Genomic DNA, 20,951 nt, shown 5'->3' with positions numbered 1-20,951 from the left:
CTTTACTCATATCGTTATTTAGAATATACCACACAGGTCTCCTTTTGAGAATACCCTGATTTACAAAAAAATAATATTTTTATAAAAGGTTGTCATTTAGAGAACATGTTTGTTAAAGTATACCTTATACACCCTTATTATAATTTTGTAAGATAATTGATTAAATAAAATGAGGTGCTCAAAAATGGATTATAAATTAATCAGTAGACGGATTAAGGATATACGAACGAATGTATTGCAACTAAGTCAACGTGAATTTGCTGAAGTTTTAGGCATGCAAAGTCGATCAGCTATTTCAATGTGGGAAAACGAGGATAGTAAAAAATGCCCTTCAAAAAAAATGAGCTTAAAAATCGCTAAACTGGCTAATATTTCCGTTTCGTATGTATTAGGTGAATCTAACGAAAAAAATCCTGAACTTGCTGTACAAGATGAATGGATGCAACTCATGTCACAAGTTAAATCTAAAACACCTGAAAAACAGAAAGAACTTTTGGAACTTATTCAAAACTTAGTTAAAATAACAGGCGATTGATAGCTTTAGTTGCTACCAATCGCCTGTTTTATTTTCGACAATACTTCAAAATACTCAAAATCCCCTTCTTTTACATTCTCTAAGATGTGCAATAAACTCTCTCCTATTTCTGCTACTACATTTTCAACGTTTTTATCTTCCATTCCTAATACCCCCGTTCTCTATATTTTTTGGTGAATACTAGGTGACAACTTTTTATTGACCCCCACACAAAAAATTGTCACCCTTTAAACGCACTGAAAGCCGCTACACAGTAGCGACTTTCTTTTTTATAGTTACTTATTTCACTTAACTTCCCCCGGGATCGTGTACAGCCATTCTTACTTCTTGTTTTACTTTTTTGTGTTGTTCTATTTTCTCAGCGTGTATTAAATCTCCATTCATCCCTATTACTCCCAAAACTACCAGAAATATAGATATCACCTGTTTCACGTCAGCACTACCCCTTCCCTATTTAATACCATTTTATACATTTGTCCATAAAAACTCAACCCTGCTAATTCAAAATCCAATAGTGCCTGTTTAATGCCCTCCATGTCTCCGGTACACATTGAATATGAAATACGTTGGAACGGCGAAAAACCTTTTTTCTTCAACTCCTCAAATATTGATAGGCCTAACTCTCGATTTCCGAAAAGACATTCATATGTCGCCCTTTCATTCGGATGAAGTAAAGTTACATCAATTTTATCAATATTGATATTATTATGTATACGCACATGAGCTAAAGTTGTATGTAACGCTATCGACTTTTGAACTTTTTGAGTAACATTAATCTCTTTCAGTGATTCTGTAGCCTGAACCAAAAGTGTCTCAGCTGTCTTAGGACAATCTATTTGATACCCTTCGCCAAGCCCACAAATTGCTGTACACTTAATCATAGGGACATCTACTTCCGAATTTATAATGCTATTAAACATTCTCCTACTCTGTTCTAATTCAACCCTCCATAAATGCATATATGCAATCCTCTCATCTGCTAACATGCGCAGATAATTTTTGATACGGCCTTCTTCAAGAAGGTTCAAATTCGATTCAACTTCATCTATATATTGAATTATCGCATTGTTATTAGGCCTATCTGCTAAAGCTAACATATACAAGATATTAACCATAACTTGGACGTGTGGATTAGCAGAGAATTGAGTCTCTCCAAGAGTTTTATATAGTGCCTGTCCTCTCAATTCATTTTTATTACGTTTGTTAAATAATTTGTAAATTGTAAAATAAATTGACAAACTAGCATTACCTTTGTGTTTATCCAGAATTTTATTCATTAAAGTGTATTCGCCTTGCACCTGACTGTAAATTAACCCAACGATAGTATTAGATGGCTGCATACAAGAAGAGAAATATTCTCTGGTAATCTTTCGTTTCGCTTCCGCATTATCATATAAAAAGTTTGTAGCTTTGAAAAATACCTCCACATCCATTTCACTTCCGCCAGCTATCCCCTTGCGGAAAGTTTCTCGACATACACCTAACTTTATCGCAAACTGTCTTCTCGAAAAACCTGCTGAATCGATTCTTGAAAGCAATTGATTCATTACCTTTTGCAAATGATTTCCTCCTTTCTTAAAACATAACTCCACCATCCTATTTTCTCAACCTCGAAACTGCACTACGAATGATGAATGTATGTTAAACTGAGAAGGAACTCGTATGTAGCGAAGTGTTTGTCCTAAGTTAGTAGGATGAACGGTGATAGAGGTTTTGTCATGGGCACCTCTTACACACGCTCTGCGAGTTTTTATGTTTTGATTTAATTGTTTTTTATGATTATTCCGTCTATTCTTTCGACAAAAATCCCTAAAGTTGTACCTGCACCCAATTTTAGCACGAACTCACATTCTATTCCACCTTCAAATTTATTTCTCAATATAATTTAAAAGAAGTTTATTGTTTTTTCATAATATTACCTTGGAACATTTTCTGTTTATAATGAATAACGGTTCATTTTCGTTATATTCTACTAAAATCAATGCTGAAACCAGCCAATTTTTAAAAATCGAACCCAACCATTTACAAGTAATATCCATTTATTAAGAATACAGAATTTTAAACTTTCTCAAATTACTTCAACTTATGATATGTTATAATAAGTTTTATAGTTATCCGTTCCACACAAGCGGTATGTTATATATGTGATTAAAATTAAAGTGGTTCAAGTCGAAGAAAGGCTCTCAATTTATTTTGAGGGTCTTTTCTTTTGGTAACAAACAAGTTATACTCTAATCAATAAATCGAATTATCAATCTTTTCATATACAGGAGGGATTCCCTATGGTGATTTACAAAGATAAAGAACGAGGAACATATTTTTTCGTTGTCAGAGTTCGACAGTTTGATGGTACTCAAAAACAAGTGAAACGTCGTGGTTTTAAAACAAAAAAAGAGGCACGTGAAGCCGAAGCGAAGATGTTAGTTGAAAAAGAAACAAACTCAAGCTTAACATTTGCTCAAGTTGCAGATAGTTATTTTAATTGGTATTGTCAGAGGAGAAAGCAATCGTCTATTAATGTGATTAAGAATGTCATATATAATCATTTACTTGATGAATTTGGAAAAGTGAAAATCGATCAGATTACAACAAAAAACATAATGAACTACCAAAATAAAATCATTAATAACTATTCTGCTGAATTTTTAAAGAAAATACATACAATACTTTCAGCAATATTTAATTTTGGTATAAAATTTCACGGTTTAAACATCAATCCCGCTAAAATCGCTGGGAATTTCGAAAAAGAATCAAATAAACGCATGAATTTTTGGGAATTTAACGAATTTAAGCAGTTTATAAGCATTGTGGAAGATTCCATTTTTAAAACATTCTTTTCCACACTCTATTACAGCGGGGCACGAAAAGGAGAACTTCTAGCTTTAACATGGGAAGATATTAATTTTACAGAACAAACAATCAGCATCAATAAAACTGAATATAATCGACAAGTCACAAAACCCAAAACAAAAGCTTCAAATCGAAGTATTATGTTACCGAAAACTGTAATAAACTTACTAAAAATGATAAAAAAAGAAGCTGCATTAGCAGCACCTGTTAAAAATGATTACGTTGTTTTCGGTACATTTTACGACAGTATTTCAACCACAACTTTAGATAGAAAGTATTCGCAGTACGTAGATAAAGCAAAAGTCAAAAAAATTCTACTTCATGAATTCAGACATTCCCATGCATCTTACTTAATAAATAAAGGCGTTAGTCCACTTGTAGTAGCCCAACGCCTAGGTCATTCAGATGTAGCAACAACTTTAAATACTTATAGCCACTTATATCCATCAAAACAAACCGAAGTAGTTGCTTATATGGAAGAAGATCTGATATAATAGTTACCAAATCAATACCACAACCGCTTAAACTGTTGATATTACTACATAAATGGAGACGGTGGGAGTCGAACCCACGTCCAAAAATATCGGCACTTAAGCTTCTACGAGTGTAGTCGATATATTAGCATTTCGCGAACTCTTCGGCCTATCGACAGGCTTCCAAGTTGCTAGTCTGGTTGTTCTCTTCCTTTGTCCTCAGACGGCGAACTCCGGCGTAGTCCACTTAGTTTGAGTCCCTTACCCTACCACATGGACGATGGAGGGAGGAACCTTTAGTGCAATTAAGCAGCTAAAGAAAGATTGTTTTGTTTGCCAATTATAGGCTTTGACGTTTTAACGAGGCCGATCCCCTCGACTCGCAACCTAAGCTCGAACTATCCCTGTCGAATCCGTAACGTCCCCATGATAAAAATGGAGCATACGAAGAAAATATCGTGATAGCTACTAAGAGCTGTTTTTCAATGTGCAACAACCTTACATAAATTATTATAACATACGCGCTCCATTTTACAAATGTAAATATCTGTATTACATCTTTTGGCGATCACGGAACGCGCGTGCAATTTCACGTTTAGCTTCTTTCTCTTTTAAATCGTGACGTTTATCGTATTGCTTCTTACCTTTTGCTAAACCAAGTGCCATTTTTGCAAATCCATTTTTCAAATAAATTCTAAGTGGAACTAATGCGTAACCTGTTTCTTTCGCAGCGCCCGCTAGTTTATCAATTTCTTTTTTATGCAGAAGTAATTTTCTCGTACGAAGTGGATCATGGTTGAAACGATTCCCTTGTTCGTACGTATTAATGTGCATATTATGAACCCATACTTCACCATTATGTACACGTGCAAACGCATCTTTCAAGTTTACGCGTCCAGCGCGAATCGACTTAATTTCCGTTCCTTGAAGGACAAGCCCTGCTTCGTATGTTTCTTCGATGAAATAATCATGAAATGCTTTTTTATTCTGTGCAATAACCTTACCTGTACCCTTTGGCATATAACGTCCCTCCTCTATTTTTACTATTGTAACAAATGTTAATAAAAAGCGAAAGTGGCTCGCTCAGAATCTTTGGACATTGGAACTCCCGACAGAGGAGCGCTTTTTGCTTCATCCGAGGGAGTGAAATGGCCAACAGATTCTAGCCACTGTAGCTAGATTCCATCAAAAAGCGAAAGTGGCTCGCTCAGAATGTGAGATGGATGGAGCTTCTGACCTTGAGGCGCTCTTTGCCTCTCGGGAAGAAGTGAAGCCGCCGAACATTCTAGCCACTGTAGCTGGATTCCGATAAAAAGCGAAAGTGGCTCGCTCTCAAGCCACGAAGAAAAAAGAAAACGGCCCCGCTTTTCATCAAAGCGAAGCCACTCTTTTCTTACTTACGCTTTTTCTTTTTCTTCTTGAATCCTGGTACGTTTTCGAAGAATGCTTTTTTCTTCTTACCGTTACCATCTTTTTTTCCCGGCTGGCTAGCAGAAGCGGATGCAGATGCAGATCCTCTTCCTTTTCCTTTACCACCACGGTCAAATTTTCTACCTGTGCCACGTTCACCGCCGCGCTCATTACTGCGCTCGCTACGTCCACCGCGTTTCTTTCTGCCTGTTCTTGGCTGCTCGATAACGACTGGACGATCTTTGAACTTACAGCGAGGTGTGCCTTTCATGCCAACGATTTCAAAGTCGATTGCACGCTCGTCTTTGTTTACGTTAATAACGCGAATTGTAATTTCGTCACCGATGCGGAATACGTTTCCTGTACGTTCTCCGATCATAGCGAAATGTTGCTCGTCATAACGGTAGTAATCATCCGTTAAATAACTAACGTGTACAAGACCTTCAATTGTATTTGGAAGCTCTACGAATAAACCGAAGTTTGTTACAGAGCTAATCATACCGTCATACTCTTCACCGATCTTATCAACCATATACTCTGCTTTTTTCATCTCATCTGTTTCACGCTCTGCTTCAACAGCACGACGTTCCATATTAGAAGAATGCTCTGCAATCTCAGGTAATTTTTCACGCCATTTTGCTTGCGTTTCGTTGTCGACTTTACCGTTAATAATGTATTCACGAATTAATCTATGAACGATTGTATCTGGGTAACGACGAATTGGTGATGTGAAGTGTGTGTAGAACTCAGTTGATAAACCGAAATGTCCTAAACTATCCGCATCGTAACGAGCTTGCTTCATAGAACGAAGCATAACTGTTGAAATAACTACTTCTTCTGGCTGTCCTTGAACCATTTCAAGAATTTGTTGTAGCGCGCGAGGATGCACTTCATTCGCACGTCCTTTTACGGCATATCCGAAGTTCGTTACAAACTCGAAGAAACGCTCTAGCTTATCTTCTTTCGGATCTTCATGGACACGGTACATGAATGGTACGTTCATCCAGTGGAAGTGCTCTGCTACTGTTTCATTCGCAACAAGCATAAATTCTTCAATTAACTTCTCTGATACAGAACGATCGCGCATGACAACATCAGTCGGTTTTCCTTCTTCATCCACTAATACTTTCGCTTCTTTAAAGTCAAAGTCAATTGCACCACGGCGCATACGTTTTTCACGTAAAATTTGTGCCAATTGACCCATCTCTTTAAACATCGGTACGAGCGGCTCATAACGCTTAATTAACTCTTCGTCCTCATCTTCTAAAATGCTTCTTACGTCAGCATACGTCATACGCTCTGTCGTTTTAATCACACTTTGGAAAATCTCGTGTTTAACAACATCACCTAAGTTGTTGATTTCCATTTCACAAGATAATGTCAGACGGTCTACTTTCGGATTTAATGAGCAAATACCGTTAGATAGACGATGCGGAATCATCGGGATTACACGGTCAACAAGATACACACTTGTCGCTCTTTCCGCTGCTTCAACATCAATTGGAGAGCCTTCTTGAACGTAATGACTTACGTCCGCAATGTGAACGCCTAGCTTGTAGTTACCATTTTCAAGCTTCGTTACTGTAACAGCATCATCTAAGTCTTTCGCATCTGCACCATCAATCGTTACGATCATTTGATCACGCAGGTCGCGGCGATCTTTTAAATCTTCTTCTGAAATCGTTTCTGGTACACTGTTTGCATGCTCCATCACTTCCTCAGGGAACGCTAAAGGTAAATGATGTTTATGAATGACAGATAAAATATCTACTCCTGGATCATTTTTATGACCTAGAATTTGAATAACTTCACCTTCTGCGCTTAAACGATTCTCTGGATAGCTCGTAATTTTCACAACTACTTTATGACCTTCTACAGCACCCATTGATGCGCTTTTCAAGATAAAGATATCACTCGTCCAGCGCTTATTATCAGGTATAACAAATCCAAAGTTTTTCGATTCTGTATATGTACCAACTAGCTCTTTCGTTCCACGTTCTAAAATGCGTACAATTGAACCTTCTTGACGCGAACCACTCGATTGAGAACTAAGGCGTGCTAATACTGTATCGCCATGAAGTGCACCGTTTAATTCTGTAGGCGGGATGAAAAGATCATCGTCTCCTGTTTTCTTCTCATCTGGTACAACGAATGCAAAACCACGTGCATGTCCAATTAACTTACCGCGTATTAGATTCATCTTTTCAGGAAGACCGTAACGGTTGCTACGAGTACGAATAACAAGTCCCTTTTCTTCCATCGTTACAAGTGCCTTTACGAAATCTTTAAAGCCCTCAGAACCTTCAATCCCAAATGCCTCTTCTAACTCTTGTATCGTTAGCGGTTTATACGCTTCTTCTCTCATAAATAATAACAACTTATCAATATGTTCTTGTATGATTTCTTCCAAGCAAAAATACCTCCTTTAAAACCTTATATTATTTAGTGTATCCGAAAGATAGGGGATGTATAAAGTGAAACTTCAATACTCCCCTTATGATTTTTACAGTTTTCACAAAAAATTCCTTATGAAAAAAAGAGGCAACTAGATCTTACCAATCTAGTTGCTCCAAGAAGTTATATACATCCTCATGTAGCTCGTCACGTTGTTTATCAAGTGTAATGACATGCGTAGAGTCTTCATACCATTTAATGTCTTTTAACGTAGATTCTACACCGTTATAAATAATGTTAGCACTATCTGTATTAATCATTTCGTCATGACGTGCTTGTACAACAAATGTTGGTGCATAAATCATATCCACATTGTTACGTACGTCAGCAATTAATTGTTGTAATGCTTTTAATGTATTCATCGGTGTCTTTTGGAATTCCAACATTTCTTGTTCAATTTGTTCAGGTGATTTTTGCTCACGTTTTTTATATTCGCGGGCATATGCCAATATACCTTGGTACATCGTTTCTTCGCTCTTAATATACATCGGTGCACACATTGGTACTACACCTAAAACCGGTACTGTATAACCTAATTTTAAAGAAAATACGCCGCCAAGTGACAATCCAACAACAGCAATTTTCTCAAAACCTTTATCTTTTAAAAGCTGATATGCCTCCGTTACATCTTGCCACCAATCTGTAGGCCCTGTATGAACAAGCTCTTCTGGTGGTACACCGTGCCCTTTATAAATTGGCGCATGACAAGTATAGCCCTTCTTTTCTAAGAAACGCCCTAACATACGTACATCAGCTGAGTTCCCTGTGAATCCATGTAGTAATAAAACAGCGCGGTCTCCACCCTCAAATGTAAATGGTTTCGGAGATGCTAATTTCATCATGTATTTCTCCTCTTTCTCTTCTGTAATCTAGTCGTATTCTTTCTATATCTAGTGTACCATATTTGTATTTCTATAATCTAATTAGAAACATCTTTCAAATAGCAAAACAAAAAAAGAAGAACCATTAGTACCATTCACTAACGCTTCTTCTTTCAATTCTATAAATTGAAGTACGTAACACCAATTGTTAATACAAAGAACAATACAGCTAAAACAATTGTAATACGGTTTAATACCGCTTCAATTCCACGTGCCTTTTGCTTACCAAATAATTGCTCCGCACCGCCTGAAATTGCACCTGAAAGGCCTGAGCTATTACTAGATTGCATAAGTACCATAACAATCATTAAAATCGATACAATAATAAGTAAAACTGATAATAACGTATGCACTTGGCGTACCTCCTACAAAGATTCAGTTATTGTAACTGTAGCATAAATTCTATAGAAAAGCGAGAGCTATAGAGGCGCTCTCGCTTTTCTTCTATTACATAAACATCATCGCAAATAACGGTCCAAGTAAACATGTCAAAATTGCTGTTAATGTCATTGTTACCGATCCAATAACACCTTCATGTTCGTTATTTTTCATCGCTCTCATCACGCCCATAATATGAGAAGCACATCCAAATCCGATACCTTTACCAACTGAGTTTGTAACACGGCTCCATTTTAATAAAAGGGGTCCTGTAATCGTTCCAGTAATACCTGCGATAACAACGAAAGCTGCTGTTAAGGAAGGTACACCACCGACTTGCTCTGAAACACTCATCGCAACTGGCATTGTCACCGATTTTGGTAATGACGATAAGATTAAGCTTTTATCCGTTCCCATAAGTGAAGCAATCGCAAAATCACTAGCGATTGCAACTGTTGTACCTACTAATACCCCGCCAGCAATCGGTACAACATATTTTTGCAGAACATGACGTTGTTTATAAAGAGGAATTGCAAATGCTACAACACCGGGTCCAAGTAGCTTTGCAATCCAGCCACCACCACTTTCCATATAATGTTGATATGGTATATCAAGCACGATAAATAGGAAAGCCATTAATCCAGTTGCTACAAGCATTGGAATGGTGAATGGTGTTGGAAATAATTTATAGATTTTTTTAGATAATTGATATAATAGCACCGTAAAAAGAACCCAACCGACTCCGATTAATATTTGGCTCATCGCGACTCTCTTTCCTTCCTATTCGCAAGATATTGTCCTGTATGTCCTGCGACAATAATAATTAAAAATGTACTCGCTACAACTGTAATGAAAAGAGAAATTCCTTTACTCATAAAAAAAGCACCGTAATTCATTAGGCCAAGCGTTGGCGGAATTAATAAAAACGGCATAATAGCAACGAGTGTTTCTGCTCCTAAATCGAACCATTTCACTGGAAGAACTTTTAGGCTAAGTAAAACAAGTAAGAGGAACATCCCAATCAAACTTCCTGGAATTGGAATATTTAACATTTCTTGCACCCAAGTTCCAACCATATAAAACACGTAAAGAGCAGCAATTTGGACAAGAATCTTTGTAAATTTCATGTTCATCATCCCTCATGTTTATACGATCTTCTGTTAATATCTTTATCATAGTATAAATTGTAAAAAGCTGCAATTTATCAACTTGACAGCAAAAACAGCCTATGTTATACGCTTACAACCTTGATACGACTGCATTTCTAAACGAAAATTACGTCAAAAACCTTGACCTAATATAAAAAGTTTTTATTTTCTGAATTTAAAAGACTATTATTTCAATAAAATAATCTTTTTATTCTTAAACTTACATATATATAAAGTGAAACTTTAATCCATGAGATTCCCCTCATCCTTATTGATTATTAGCCCTCACCAAGCTGGTTTGTACGGGATAAACAAGATAGGTGGTGAACATATGCCCAAAAAAGTTCTCATTTTTTGTGATCCTGGGATTGATGATACGATGGCTCTCCTCTTAGCATTCTTTATCGATGAAATAGAAATCGTCGGTATCGTTGCTGATTACGGCAATGTTCCAAAAAAAATGGCCGTAGAAAATGCTCATTTTTTTAATAACGAAACAAAGAATAGAAATATCAAGATATTCGGTGGTTCAGAACGTCCCCTTACTGGTGCCCCACCTGCGTTTTTTACGGATGTACATGGAAAACAGGGGCTCGGTCCAATTATTCCAAAGGTGAATGTGACTAACGGAGAAATGGAGAATTTTTTTGAAGTTATTCCTCTTATTGAACAGTATAAGGATGAATTAATTATTGTGAGTTTAGGAAGACTTACCTCCCTAGCAATTTTGTTTATCATGTGCAAACAGTTGATGAAACAAATTAAATCTTACTACGTAATGGGCGGTGCCTTTTTACATCCTGGTAATGTTACCCCTATTTCCGAAGCAAACTTTTATGGCGATCCTACTGCCGCTAATATAGTCCTTCAATCCACAGCTAACATGTACATATACCCATTAAACGTCACTCAATACTCCATCATTACACCAGAAATGGCAGAATACATTGAGGCAAAAGGAAAAGCTCCACTTGTCAAACCGTTATTTGATCATTATTACTACGGATATTATAAAGACGCCCTACCACATTTAAAGGGGAGCCCCTTCCATGACACAATACCAATACTCGCTTTACTTGATAACTCTATGTTTACCTATCACAAATCACCTATCGTTGTCATGACAGAATCTTATGCACAGGGGGCAAGCATTGGAGAATTTCGCTCTTTAGGAGAATCTAAACCATTTATTGATTGGCCGAGTCATCAAATAGCAATTGATTTTGATTATAACCGCTTCTTCAAACATTTCATGTCACTTATGACGGGTGAACAATTTTAGCATAAAAAAACAGACCGTGATTTCTCACGGTCTGTCGTTTATTTTCTACAATTATCGTTTGATGTTATAGAAAGATTTGATACCATCGTAAACAGCTACTTCGCCTAGCTCGTCTTCGATGCGTAATAATTGGTTGTACTTAGCAATACGGTCAGTACGGCTCATAGAACCAGTTTTGATTTGGCCAGCGTTAGTTGCAACTGCGATGTCAGCGATTGTAGCATCTTCAGTTTCACCAGAACGGTGAGATACAACTGCTGTGTAACCAGCACGTTTAGCCATTTCGATAGCTTCGAAAGTCTCAGTTAAAGTACCGATTTGGTTAACTTTAATTAAGATTGAGTTAGAGATACCTTTTTCGATACCTTCAGCAAGTTTTTGAGTGTTAGTTACGAATAAATCGTCACCAACTAATTGTACTTTATCACCGATACGCTCAGTTAATAATTTGTGACCATCCCAGTCGTTTTCGTCTAAACCATCTTCGATAGAGATGATTGGGAAGTCTTTGCAAAGCTCTTCATAGAAATCAACCATTTCTGCAGAAGTTAAGCCAGTACGGCCTTCGCCTGCAAGGTCATATTTACCAGTTTCTTTGTTGTAGAACTCAGAAGAAGCAACGTCCATTCCTAAGAATACGTTCTCGCCAGCTTTGTAACCAGCTTTTTCAATAGCTTCGATGATTACTTCTAGAGCTTCACGGTTAGAACCAAGGTTTGGAGCGAATCCACCTTCGTCACCTACTGCAGTGTTAAGACCTTTGTCATGTAATACAGCTTTAAGTGCATGGAATACTTCAGCACCCATACGGATTGATTCTTTGAATGTTGGAGCACCAACTGGTAAGATCATGAACTCTTGGAAGTCAACGTTGTTATCAGCGTGAGAACCACCGTTGATGATGTTCATCATTGGAGTTGGTAATTGTTTTGCATTGAATCCACCAAGGTAACGGTATAATGGAAGACCTACGAAGTCAGCTGCTGCGTGAGCTACTGCCATAGATACACCAAGGATAGCGTTAGCGCCTAGTTTACCTTTGTTTGGAGTGCCATCTAATTCGATCATAGCACGGTCGATACCAGCTTGGTCAGTTACATCGAAACCTTCGATTTCTGGAGCGATAATTTCGTTAACGTTGTTTACTGCGTTAATAACACCTTTACCAAGGTAACGAGATTTGTCACCGTCACGTAATTCTACTGCTTCGTGTTCACCAGTAGATGCACCACTTGGTACGATAGCGCGTCCGAAAGCGCCGCTTTCTGTATAAACTTCTACTTCTACAGTTGGGTTACCACGAGAGTCAAGGACTTCGCGAGCATAAACATCAATAATTGTTGGCATAATAAATTCTCTCCTTTTTATATAAGCAAATTATTTAATAATTGTTTTACCTGTCATTTCTTTCGGTTGTTCCACATTTAAAAGTGTAAGCATTGTTGGAGCGATATCTCCTAAAATACCACCTTCACGAAGCTCTACATCATTTTTTGTAACGATGAAAGGAACCGGGTTAGTTGTATGAGCTGTCATAGGACCGCCATCAGCAGTTAACTCCTGATCAGCATTACCATGGTCAGCAGTAATAAGTGCTACACCATCTTTTGCAAGAATCGCTTCTACAACTTTTCCTAAACATTCGTCAGTTGCTTCTACTGCTTTAATTGTTGGTTCCATCATCCCAGAATGGCCAACCATATCACAGTTCGCAAAGTTAAGAATGATAACATCATGTTTATCATTTTCGATTTCATTTACTAAAGCGTCCGTTACTTCGTAAATGCTCATTTCAGGTTTCAAGTCATACGTTGCAACCTTTGGTGAGTTAATTAAGATACGTTCTTCTCCTGGGAATTCAGCCTCACGACCACCGCTAAAGAAGAATGTAACGTGCGGATACTTTTCAGTTTCCGCGATGCGAAGTTGCTTTAATCCCGCTTGCGCAACAACTTCACCTAAAGTGTTATCAAGGTTCATTGGCTTGAATGCCACGTATCCATCTACAGTTTCACTGAAGTGTGTCATACATACGAATTCTGGAATGTGAGGTACTTTTTCACCACGATCGAACTCACGGAAGTCTTCGTTTGTAAATACACGAGCAATTTGAATTGCACGGTCTGGACGGAAGTTATAGAAGATAACTGCATCATCATCATTGATTGTTGCAACTGGCGTGTTATCTTCGTTAACAATTACAGACGGCAATACGAATTCATCATAGATACCGTTCGCATAAGAGTCTTCTACACACTCTTCTGCTGATTTATAAGTAGGGCCTTCACCATTCACCATAGCACTGTAACATTTTTCTACGCGATCCCAACGCTTGTCACGGTCCATAGAGTAATAACGACCAGAGATAGTCGCGAATTGTCCTACTCCTGTTTCTTTAATTACTTCATTCGTTGCATCGATATAACCTTTTGCTGTTTGTGGTCCAACATCGCGGCCGTCTAAGAATGCATGGATATAAACTTTCTCCACGCCTTCTTTTGCTGCTAAGCGAAGAAGAGCAAACATATGGTTCATGTGACTGTGCACACCACCGTCAGAAAGTAAACCGAATAAATGAAGTGCAGTACCTTTTTCTTTTACGCTTTTAATTGCACTTTGGAACGTTTCGTTCTTATCGAACTCACCTTCACGAATTGCAACGTTCACGCGTGTTAAGCTTTGATATACAATGCGGCCAGCACCGATATTTAAGTGACCAACCTCAGAGTTACCCATTTGACCTTCTGGAAGACCTACTGCCTCGCCACAAGCTGTAAGCGTTGTGTGAGGGAATTTGTTCCAGTAACCATCAAAATTAGGTTTCTTAGCTTGTGCTACAGCATTCCCGTAAGTTTCTTCACGAAGTCCGAAACCGTCAAGAATGATTAAAGCTGTTGGCTTTCTCATTTTACCGCCCCCAGAAGACCTAAGAACGAAGCTGGCTCTAAGCTAGCACCGCCAACTAAAGCGCCGTCGATGTCAGATTGTGCCATATACTCTTTAATGTTTTCTGGTTTTACGCTACCGCCGTATTGGATACGAACAGCTTCTGCAGCTTCTGGAGAAACAGCTTCTGCAACAACTTTACGGATGTGCGCACATACTTCGTTTGCATCTGCAGAAGAAGAAGATTTACCTGTACCGATAGCCCAGATTGGCTCATAAGCGATAACAGTTGCTTTAACTTGCTCTTCTGTTAAACCTGCAAGTGCTTTTGTCACTTGACCTGCTACTAGATCAAATGTTTTTCCGCTTTCGCGCTCTTCTAAAGTCTCACCACAACATACGATTGGTGTTAAACCATGTTCAAATGCTGCGATAGTCTTTTTGTTTACTGACTCATCTGTTTCAGCAAACATTTCACGACGCTCAGAGTGGCCAAGTACTACATAGCCAACTTTTAAGTCGCTAAGTGCTACTGGGCTAATTTCGCCAGTGAATGCACCATTTTTTTCGAAGTGCATGTTTTGTGCACCTACTTGTAAGTCAGTTCCTTCAGTTGCCGCTACAAGGCGCTCTAAGAATAGAGCTGGAGAGCAAACTACTGCATCAACAGCTGAAGCTGCTGGGATTTGACCTTTAACTTCCTCTACGAAGCTAACTGCTTCAGATAGAGTTTTATTCATTTTCCAGTTACCTGCGATAATTGGTTTACGCATGCTTTGCACCGTCCTTTTTCTTTGGCTGCTACTTATTTGTCGTTAAGACAAACTACACCTGGAAGCTCTTTACCTTCCATGAATTCTAATGACGCACCGCCGCCAGTAGAAATGTGGCTCATTTTATCAGCCATACCGAATTTTTCAACAGCTGCTGCAGAGTCACCACCGCCGATAACAGAGTATGTATCTTCTGCATCTGCTAATGCTTGTCCTACTGCTTTTGTACCTTCTGCGAATGGAGTCATTTCGAATACACCCATTGGTCCATTCCATACAACAAGCTTAGAATTTTTAATTACATCTGCATAAATTTCACGTGTTTTAGGACCGATGTCCACGCCTTCCCAGTTAGAAGGGATAGAGTCGATACCAACGATTTTAGTTGTTGCAGTTTCAGAGAATTCCTCAGTGATTACAACATCAACTGGCATGTAGAAGTTTACGCCTTTTTCTTTTGCAAGTTGCATAAATTCTTTAGCTAGTTCGATCTTGTCGTCTTCACATAGAGATAGACCAATTTCATGACCTAAAGCTTTAACGAATGTGTAAGCAAGTCCACCACCGATGATTAAGTTATCTACTTTGTCTAATAGATGACGAATTACACCGATTTTATCTTTTACTTTCGCACCACCGATAATAGCTGTAAATGGACGTTCTGGGTTAGAAAGTGCTTTACCAAGTACATCTAACTCTTTTTCCATTAATAGACCAGATACTGCTGGTAGGTAGTCTGCGATACCTGCTGTAGAAGCGTGAGCACGGTGAGCTGCACCGAATGCATCGTTTACGAAGATGTCAGCAAGTGCTGCAAATTCTTTCGCAAGTTCTGCATCGTTCTTTTCTTCGCCCGCATAGAAACGTACGTTTTCAAGAACTAATACGTCGCCTTCGTTCATTGCTGCAACCATTTCTTGTGCAACTGGTCCGAATGCTTCGTCCGCTTTTTTAACGTCTTTACCAAGAAGCTCGCCTAAACGTGCTGCTACTGGAGTTAAACGCATTTCTTCTACTACTTGACCTTTTGGACGGCCTAAGTGACTTGCTAAAATAACTTTCGCACCTTGCTCTACTAAATATTGAATTGTAGGAAGAGCTGCACGGATACGAGTTTCATCTGTAATTTTGCCTTCTTTCATAGGTACGTTGAAATCAACGCGGCAAAATACACGCTTACCTTTTAAATCTACGTCACGAATTGATTTTTTGTTCATTGGATTTCCCTCCGACTACTAGTTAGGATTGACAAAACCCACTCAAAAGCTTAACACATTTGCTTTTAAAACGAAAGAAGAGAGAGAGGGAACAAACCCTCTCCCTCGTTTTGTCATTGATAACTTATATAATTAAGAATTAAAGACCTTTTGAAGTCATGTAAGCTGCTAGGTCTACTACGCGGTTAGAGTAACCAGTTTCGTTATCGTACCAAGAAAGTACTTTAACCATGTTACCTTCCATTACCATTGTAGATAATGCATCGATTGTAGAAGAAGCTGTACATCCGTTATAGTCGATAGATACTAATGGCTCTTCGCTGTATCCAAGGATACCTTTTAATTCGCCTTCAGCTGCTGCTTTGAATGCTGCATTTACTTCTTCAACTGTTACTTCTTTGTCAAGTTCAACAACTAGGTCAACTAGAGAAACGTTAGCAGTTGGAACACGTACAGCGCCACCGTTTAATTTACCTTTAAGTTCTGGTAATACTAATGCTACAGCTTTAGCTGCACCAGTAGATGTTGGGATCATGTTTTCAGCTGCTGCACGAGCACGACGTAAATCTTTGTGTGGTAAGTCTAAGATTTGTTGGTCGTTAGTGTAAGAGTGAATTGTTGTCATCATTCCGCGTTTTACGCCGAATTTTTCGTTTAATACTTTAGCGAATGGAGCTAGACAGTTTGTAGTACAAGAAGCGTTAGATACTACGTTGTGGTTAGCTGCATCGTATTGTTCGTGGTTAACACCCATAACTACAGTGATATCTTCGTCAGAAGCTGGAGCTGAGATGATAACTTTCTTAACTGATCCACCTAAGTGTTTCTCAGCGTCTGATTTTTTAGTGAAACGGCCAGTAGATTCTACTACTACTTCTACTCCGTAGTCGCTCCATGGTAATTGAGCTGGGTCACGCTCAGCGATAACTTTAATTTCTTTACCGTTAACAACGATGCTGTTTTCGTTAGCAGATACTTCTGCATTTAAAGTTCCGTGAACTGTGTCATATTTTAAAAGGTGAGCTAATGTTTTAGCATCTGTTAAGTCGTTGATTGCTACTACTTCTACCTCAGAGTTGTTAAGAGCTGCGCGGAATACGTTACGTCCGATACGTCCAAATCCATTAATACCAATTTTAGTCATTTGAATTTCCTCCTTGGGGGATTATATTAAAGGGTAAAACCCTTTGTTAACTGTTTTGCTGCACCTTCATCTGTAATTAGAATTGAAGTGTGCCCTTGTTTAATTACAGCCTGTATTGCTTTTGCCTTTGAAGAACCTCCAGCGACTGCAACAACGTGAGATACATTTTGTAAATCCTCTAGTTGCATACCAACTGTTCTTACTTTATGAACAACATTTCCTTCTTCATTAAAGTAGTAACCGAAAGCTTCGCCAACTGCTTCGCTTGCCTGAATCTTTAACCAATCTGCTTCTGAAGTACTTCTGCGACGTGCCATTGTTAACGCATCACCTATTCCATGAATGACGATATTGGAAGATCGAATCAACTCAAGAACTTCTTTCACGGAAGGCTCTGTCACAATAGACGCATATGCTTCGCTACTAACATGGTCTGGAACATACAATAAGCGATAATTACTCATCGTATTTTGCGCCATCTTGGCACAAATGGTATTGGCTTCTAATTCGACGCCTTCTCCAATTCCACCACGTGCTGGGACAAATAGCATATGTAAATCTTTGCAATCAAGTTGCATCATGTCCGCAGCAGCAGCTAGCGTAGTTCCTCCAGCCACAGCAACGATATTATTCGCTGTCAGACGGTCTTTTATACAAGTCACACAAGCACGGCCCATCTCCAGTTTGACCCAAGGTGATTCATCACTATCACCAGGGACAACGAAAACTTCATCCAAGTCTAATGTTTCCTTAAGTTGCTTTTCTAAAACCTTTAACCCGGAAATTTCTTTCATAAAGTCTTCCAAAGCAAGAACTAAAGCTGTTCCTTCTTCTGTCAAAGTCATTCCAGAAGAAGCGACGTGAACTAAGTTTTGTTCTTTCAAAACTTGAACTTCACTTCGCAATACTCGTTCTGTCATACCGAGACTTGCTGATAAGTTTCTTCTTCCAATCGGCTGCATGAGCCTAATGTATTGAAGAATTTGCATTCTCGTTTGCATAACAGGTAGCAGATCAGGTAATAATTTTTTTGTGTTCTGAATCCATGAGCGCATATCTTTTCTCCTCACTACATCGGTTCATTTTTCCTTCATGGTCACTTTACGTCCCGTAGTGACATTTTGTGTCCCACATAGGTTAAAAAAATAATCCCTGCTACGTGTATTATTGTAACAGGAGATAGAAACTTATTCAACTCTTAACTGCATTCTTTATATAGTTTATTATGACACCTTTGTGAATGTTACCATATTCTACTTGTTTTCCGTCCATTTTTACAACCGGAATCATTAAGTGATATTTTTCTAAAAGGTCATTATCTTCATATATATCTATTTCCTCGATTTGAAAAAAATATTCACATTGTACTTCCTGTAAAACTTGTTTTGCCTTCACGCAAAGGCCACAATCTTTTTTAGTATACAGTACAACTTTCATCTTCTTCACCTATCCGATCGTTTTTCGTAATGACGAAGCTGGGATATGCATTTGTTCTCTATACTTCGCCACTGTTCTTCGAGAAATAACAATTTCATGCTCTTCTTCTAATAATTTTGAAATCTTTTGATCTGAAAGTGGCTTTTTCTTATCCTCTGCCCCAATTAACGTTTGAATAAATTGTTTTACACGTTTTGTAGAAACTGCTTCATCTTCAGTCGTCGAAACGGCATTGCTAAAGAACGATTTCATCTCAAATAAACCGTGTGGTGTTTGCACATATTTATTTCGCGTCGCACGACTAATTGTCGATTCATGCACACTTAACTCTTCAGCTACCTCTTTTAAAGCGAGAGGTCTTAAATACTCTGGACCTTTCCAGAAGAAATCACGTTGTTTTTCCATAATAATGTTCATTACTTGCAGCAATGTCTGTTTTCTCTGCTTCAAACTGCGCATAATCCACTGCACATGCTGATACTTCTCTGATACGTAAGATGCTACTTCACTTTCACTATTATTAAGAAGCGCACTATATTCAGAGTGAATTTCAATTCTCGGCATATTTCTCTCATTCATTTGTAAAACGAGGCGATCGCCATCTTTTTTCACCGCCATATCAGGCACAATATAAAGTGGTTTATCTGAAGAAAACGCAAGACCTGGTTTTGGTTGTAATGACGTTATACAATTTACCGCACTCTGTAATTCCTCATTACTACATTTCAACACTTGAACGAGCTTTCGCCAATCTTTCTTCACAAAATAAGCGAAATGATCTTCTACAACCTCTTCTGCTAATCCATTCCGTCTTTGTAAGCGCTTCAATTGCAAGGTTAAACATTCCTGAATATTACGCGCCCCTACCCCTGCTGGTTCCAGTGATTGGACAAGCTCTACAGAGCGGTCGACTACATGAATATGCGCAGAAAGGAGCTCTGCTAACTCTTCATTCGTTTCTTGTAAATATCCATTTCCATCCATGTTCATAATAATGAAAGAAGCTACTTTTCGCTCTTCTTCATCTATTTTATAATACTGTATTTGATTTAATAAATGTTGCTGAATCGTTGTAGAATCCACACTGTAGATCTCCATCTGATTCTCGACTTGTTTGCTGGTACTTTTACTGTTGTTAGAGCTCTTTTTCTTCTCCCTCTCAAAACCACCTAACTCAATAAGGGGATTCTCTAACGATTGCTCATACAAAAACTCCGATAATTCTTGTACATTATACTGGAGCATTGTAATCGCTTGCCTTAACTCTTGTGTCATTGCCAAACGTAAGCTTTGTTCTTGTAAAAGACTTGCCTTCAAACTAATCTCCCCCTTGTTTCTATTGTACAATAAGTTTGGTAAAAGGAGAATCCTCACGCAGATACCCATTCCAAAATATTATTAATTTATATGTATTAATGAGATTTACAACTTACAACCGAAATTTGAATAATATTGAAAGAAAATAATAAGTTTAAAAATTATAATCAAGTACTAATAGTAAATCTTATCACCAGATATAACAAGAGAAAAATAAAAAAAAGTCCTAACCTACAAAACGTAAGTTAGGACTTTTTGACGCGCCCAGAGGGATTCGAACCCCCGGCAGACGTGGTACCGGAAACCACCGCTCTATCCGACTGAGCTATGGGCGCATGATTATAGAAAACACTTCATTTTCTTCTCATAATAATAGCAATAAAATCCATCTAAATCAATAAAAATATCCCCGTAATACCTTATGCATCTTAGCTAAAAGCATATAAAATCTATTTCACCCCTAAATTTTCCAATCATAAATTCACCCCAACTCACAAATTATAATCTTTGAATTGATATTCCAAAGGGGGCTTCATTCAATGACTGTAATTACGAAACTAAAGCAAACTGTTTCTGGATTAAAAAGTGCACAAGCTAGCTTAGAGGGATTCGCTCTTGATACGGATAACCAACAAGCGAAGCAACTTTTCCAAACAGCTGCGCAGCAAACACAAACGATTATCGATTCTTTAAACCCACGCGTTGAAGAAGTCCAACAAGAAGAACCACAATACTCACAGCAATAACAAATCAGTCTTGCTGTGAA

The 20,951-nt window shown here is 38.2% G+C and carries 20 protein-coding genes, 1 tRNA gene and 1 other RNA gene; 4 read left to right on the top strand and 18 right to left on the bottom strand.

What is annotated here, in order from left to right; translation table 11 throughout:
- Nucleotides 1-184 precede the first annotated feature (184 nt).
- Nucleotides 185-535, top strand: coding sequence for a helix-turn-helix domain-containing protein (locus tag MHH55_RS30335; protein ID WP_078186943.1), 351 nt, complete (start codon nucleotides 185-187; stop codon nucleotides 533-535).
- A 5-nt stretch (nucleotides 536-540) separates the two neighbouring features.
- Here MHH55_RS30335 and MHH55_RS30330 read toward each other — a convergent pair whose 3' ends face one another.
- Together MHH55_RS30330 and MHH55_RS30325 are read right to left on the bottom strand one after the other, a co-directional pair.
- Nucleotides 541-678 carry a hypothetical protein gene (locus tag MHH55_RS30330; RefSeq protein ID WP_176116588.1) on the bottom strand — a complete coding sequence of 46 codons (138 nt, stop codon included), beginning with the start codon at nucleotides 676-678 and terminating at the stop codon, nucleotides 541-543.
- Nucleotides 679-963: 285 nt separating this feature from the next.
- The gene (locus MHH55_RS30325) at nucleotides 964-2,094 is read right to left on the bottom strand and encodes an AimR family lysis-lysogeny pheromone receptor (RefSeq protein WP_078186942.1); all 1,131 of its coding nucleotides are present in this window, start codon (nucleotides 2,092-2,094) and stop codon (nucleotides 964-966) included.
- A gap of 723 nt (nucleotides 2,095-2,817) precedes the next feature.
- Here MHH55_RS30325 and MHH55_RS30320 point away from each other — a divergent pair.
- Nucleotides 2,818-3,879: a tyrosine-type recombinase/integrase gene (locus MHH55_RS30320; RefSeq protein ID WP_078186941.1), complete on the top strand. Its 1,062-nt coding sequence runs from the start codon at nucleotides 2,818-2,820 to the stop codon at nucleotides 3,877-3,879.
- Nucleotides 3,880-3,929: 50 nt separating this feature from the next.
- On the opposite strand, the gene ssrA is transcribed toward MHH55_RS30320, so the two are convergent.
- The 7 genes from ssrA to MHH55_RS30285 form a co-directional block, all read right to left on the bottom strand.
- Nucleotides 3,930-4,284, bottom strand: a transfer-messenger RNA (tmRNA) gene (gene ssrA, locus MHH55_RS30315).
- A gap of 126 nt (nucleotides 4,285-4,410) precedes the next feature.
- Nucleotides 4,411-4,878 (bottom strand): SsrA-binding protein, encoded by a 468-nt coding sequence (gene smpB / locus MHH55_RS30310; RefSeq protein WP_001123919.1) that lies wholly within the window; start codon nucleotides 4,876-4,878, stop codon nucleotides 4,411-4,413.
- Nucleotides 4,879-5,251: 373 nt separating this feature from the next.
- Nucleotides 5,252-7,678 carry a ribonuclease R gene (gene rnr, locus MHH55_RS30305; protein ID WP_078186940.1) on the bottom strand — a complete coding sequence of 809 codons (2,427 nt, stop codon included), beginning with the start codon at nucleotides 7,676-7,678 and terminating at the stop codon, nucleotides 5,252-5,254.
- A 142-nt stretch (nucleotides 7,679-7,820) separates the two neighbouring features.
- Nucleotides 7,821-8,561 carry a carboxylesterase gene (gene estA, locus MHH55_RS30300; protein WP_000761986.1) on the bottom strand — a complete coding sequence of 247 codons (741 nt, stop codon included), beginning with the start codon at nucleotides 8,559-8,561 and terminating at the stop codon, nucleotides 7,821-7,823.
- Between the two features lie 161 nt (nucleotides 8,562-8,722).
- Nucleotides 8,723-8,956, bottom strand: coding sequence for a preprotein translocase subunit SecG (secG, locus tag MHH55_RS30295; RefSeq protein ID WP_000557264.1), 234 nt, complete (start codon nucleotides 8,954-8,956; stop codon nucleotides 8,723-8,725).
- Nucleotides 8,957-9,050: 94 nt separating this feature from the next.
- Nucleotides 9,051-9,743 carry an LrgB family protein gene (locus MHH55_RS30290; protein WP_000078309.1) on the bottom strand — a complete coding sequence of 231 codons (693 nt, stop codon included), beginning with the start codon at nucleotides 9,741-9,743 and terminating at the stop codon, nucleotides 9,051-9,053.
- Complete coding sequence (locus tag MHH55_RS30285) at nucleotides 9,740-10,108, bottom strand: CidA/LrgA family holin-like protein (RefSeq protein ID WP_000673222.1); 369 nt, start codon at nucleotides 10,106-10,108, stop codon at nucleotides 9,740-9,742. The genes MHH55_RS30290 and MHH55_RS30285 overlap by 4 nt, the downstream gene beginning before the upstream one ends.
- A 352-nt stretch (nucleotides 10,109-10,460) precedes the next feature.
- On the opposite strand from MHH55_RS30285, the gene MHH55_RS30280 reads away from it, so the two are divergent.
- On the top strand, nucleotides 10,461-11,411 hold the full coding sequence (locus MHH55_RS30280) for a nucleoside hydrolase (protein ID WP_048538382.1): 951 nt from the start codon (nucleotides 10,461-10,463) through the stop codon (nucleotides 11,409-11,411).
- Nucleotides 11,412-11,462: 51 nt separating this feature from the next.
- On the opposite strand, the gene eno is transcribed toward MHH55_RS30280, so the two are convergent.
- The 9 genes from eno to MHH55_RS30235 form a co-directional block, all read right to left on the bottom strand.
- Complete coding sequence (gene eno / locus MHH55_RS30275) at nucleotides 11,463-12,758, bottom strand: phosphopyruvate hydratase (protein ID WP_017657033.1); 1,296 nt, start codon at nucleotides 12,756-12,758, stop codon at nucleotides 11,463-11,465.
- A 30-nt stretch (nucleotides 12,759-12,788) separates the two neighbouring features.
- A complete protein-coding gene (gene gpmI, locus MHH55_RS30270) occupies nucleotides 12,789-14,318 on the bottom strand; it encodes a 2,3-bisphosphoglycerate-independent phosphoglycerate mutase (protein WP_016123757.1) in 1,530 nt (509 codons plus the stop codon).
- Nucleotides 14,315-15,070 carry a triose-phosphate isomerase gene (gene tpiA, locus MHH55_RS30265; RefSeq protein WP_001231038.1) on the bottom strand — a complete coding sequence of 252 codons (756 nt, stop codon included), beginning with the start codon at nucleotides 15,068-15,070 and terminating at the stop codon, nucleotides 14,315-14,317. The genes gpmI and tpiA overlap by 4 nt, the downstream gene beginning before the upstream one ends.
- Before the next feature lie 32 nt (nucleotides 15,071-15,102).
- A complete protein-coding gene (locus MHH55_RS30260) occupies nucleotides 15,103-16,287 on the bottom strand; it encodes a phosphoglycerate kinase (protein ID WP_001036350.1) in 1,185 nt (394 codons plus the stop codon).
- Nucleotides 16,288-16,426: 139 nt separating this feature from the next.
- Nucleotides 16,427-17,431, bottom strand: a complete 1,005-nt coding sequence (gene gap / locus MHH55_RS30255; RefSeq protein ID WP_000161236.1) for a type I glyceraldehyde-3-phosphate dehydrogenase — start codon at nucleotides 17,429-17,431, stop codon at nucleotides 16,427-16,429.
- Between the two features lie 26 nt (nucleotides 17,432-17,457).
- Nucleotides 17,458-18,486: a gapA transcriptional regulator CggR gene (gene cggR, locus MHH55_RS30250; protein WP_001258185.1), complete on the bottom strand. Its 1,029-nt coding sequence runs from the start codon at nucleotides 18,484-18,486 to the stop codon at nucleotides 17,458-17,460.
- Nucleotides 18,487-18,622: 136 nt separating this feature from the next.
- On the bottom strand, nucleotides 18,623-18,868 hold the full coding sequence (locus MHH55_RS30245; protein WP_078186939.1) for a glutaredoxin family protein: 246 nt from the start codon (nucleotides 18,866-18,868) through the stop codon (nucleotides 18,623-18,625).
- Nucleotides 18,869-18,877: 9 nt separating this feature from the next.
- On the bottom strand, nucleotides 18,878-20,185 hold the full coding sequence (gene rpoN, locus MHH55_RS30240; RefSeq protein WP_000647953.1) for an RNA polymerase factor sigma-54: 1,308 nt from the start codon (nucleotides 20,183-20,185) through the stop codon (nucleotides 18,878-18,880).
- Nucleotides 20,186-20,444: 259 nt separating this feature from the next.
- Nucleotides 20,445-20,520 (bottom strand) — tRNA-Arg (locus MHH55_RS30235).
- 204 nt (nucleotides 20,521-20,724) lie between these two features.
- On the opposite strand from MHH55_RS30235, the gene MHH55_RS30230 reads away from it, so the two are divergent.
- Complete coding sequence (locus MHH55_RS30230; RefSeq protein ID WP_000216166.1) at nucleotides 20,725-20,931, top strand: DUF1657 domain-containing protein; 207 nt, start codon at nucleotides 20,725-20,727, stop codon at nucleotides 20,929-20,931.
- Nucleotides 20,932-20,951 lie beyond the last annotated feature (20 nt).

The organism is Bacillus sp. FSL K6-2944, from assembly GCF_038005385.1.
In the GTDB taxonomy this organism is placed as follows: domain Bacteria; phylum Bacillota; class Bacilli; order Bacillales; family Bacillaceae_G; genus Bacillus_A; species Bacillus_A cereus.
Note: the sequence above shows the minus strand (reverse complement) of the source record. Positions and strands in the feature narration are given on the sequence as shown.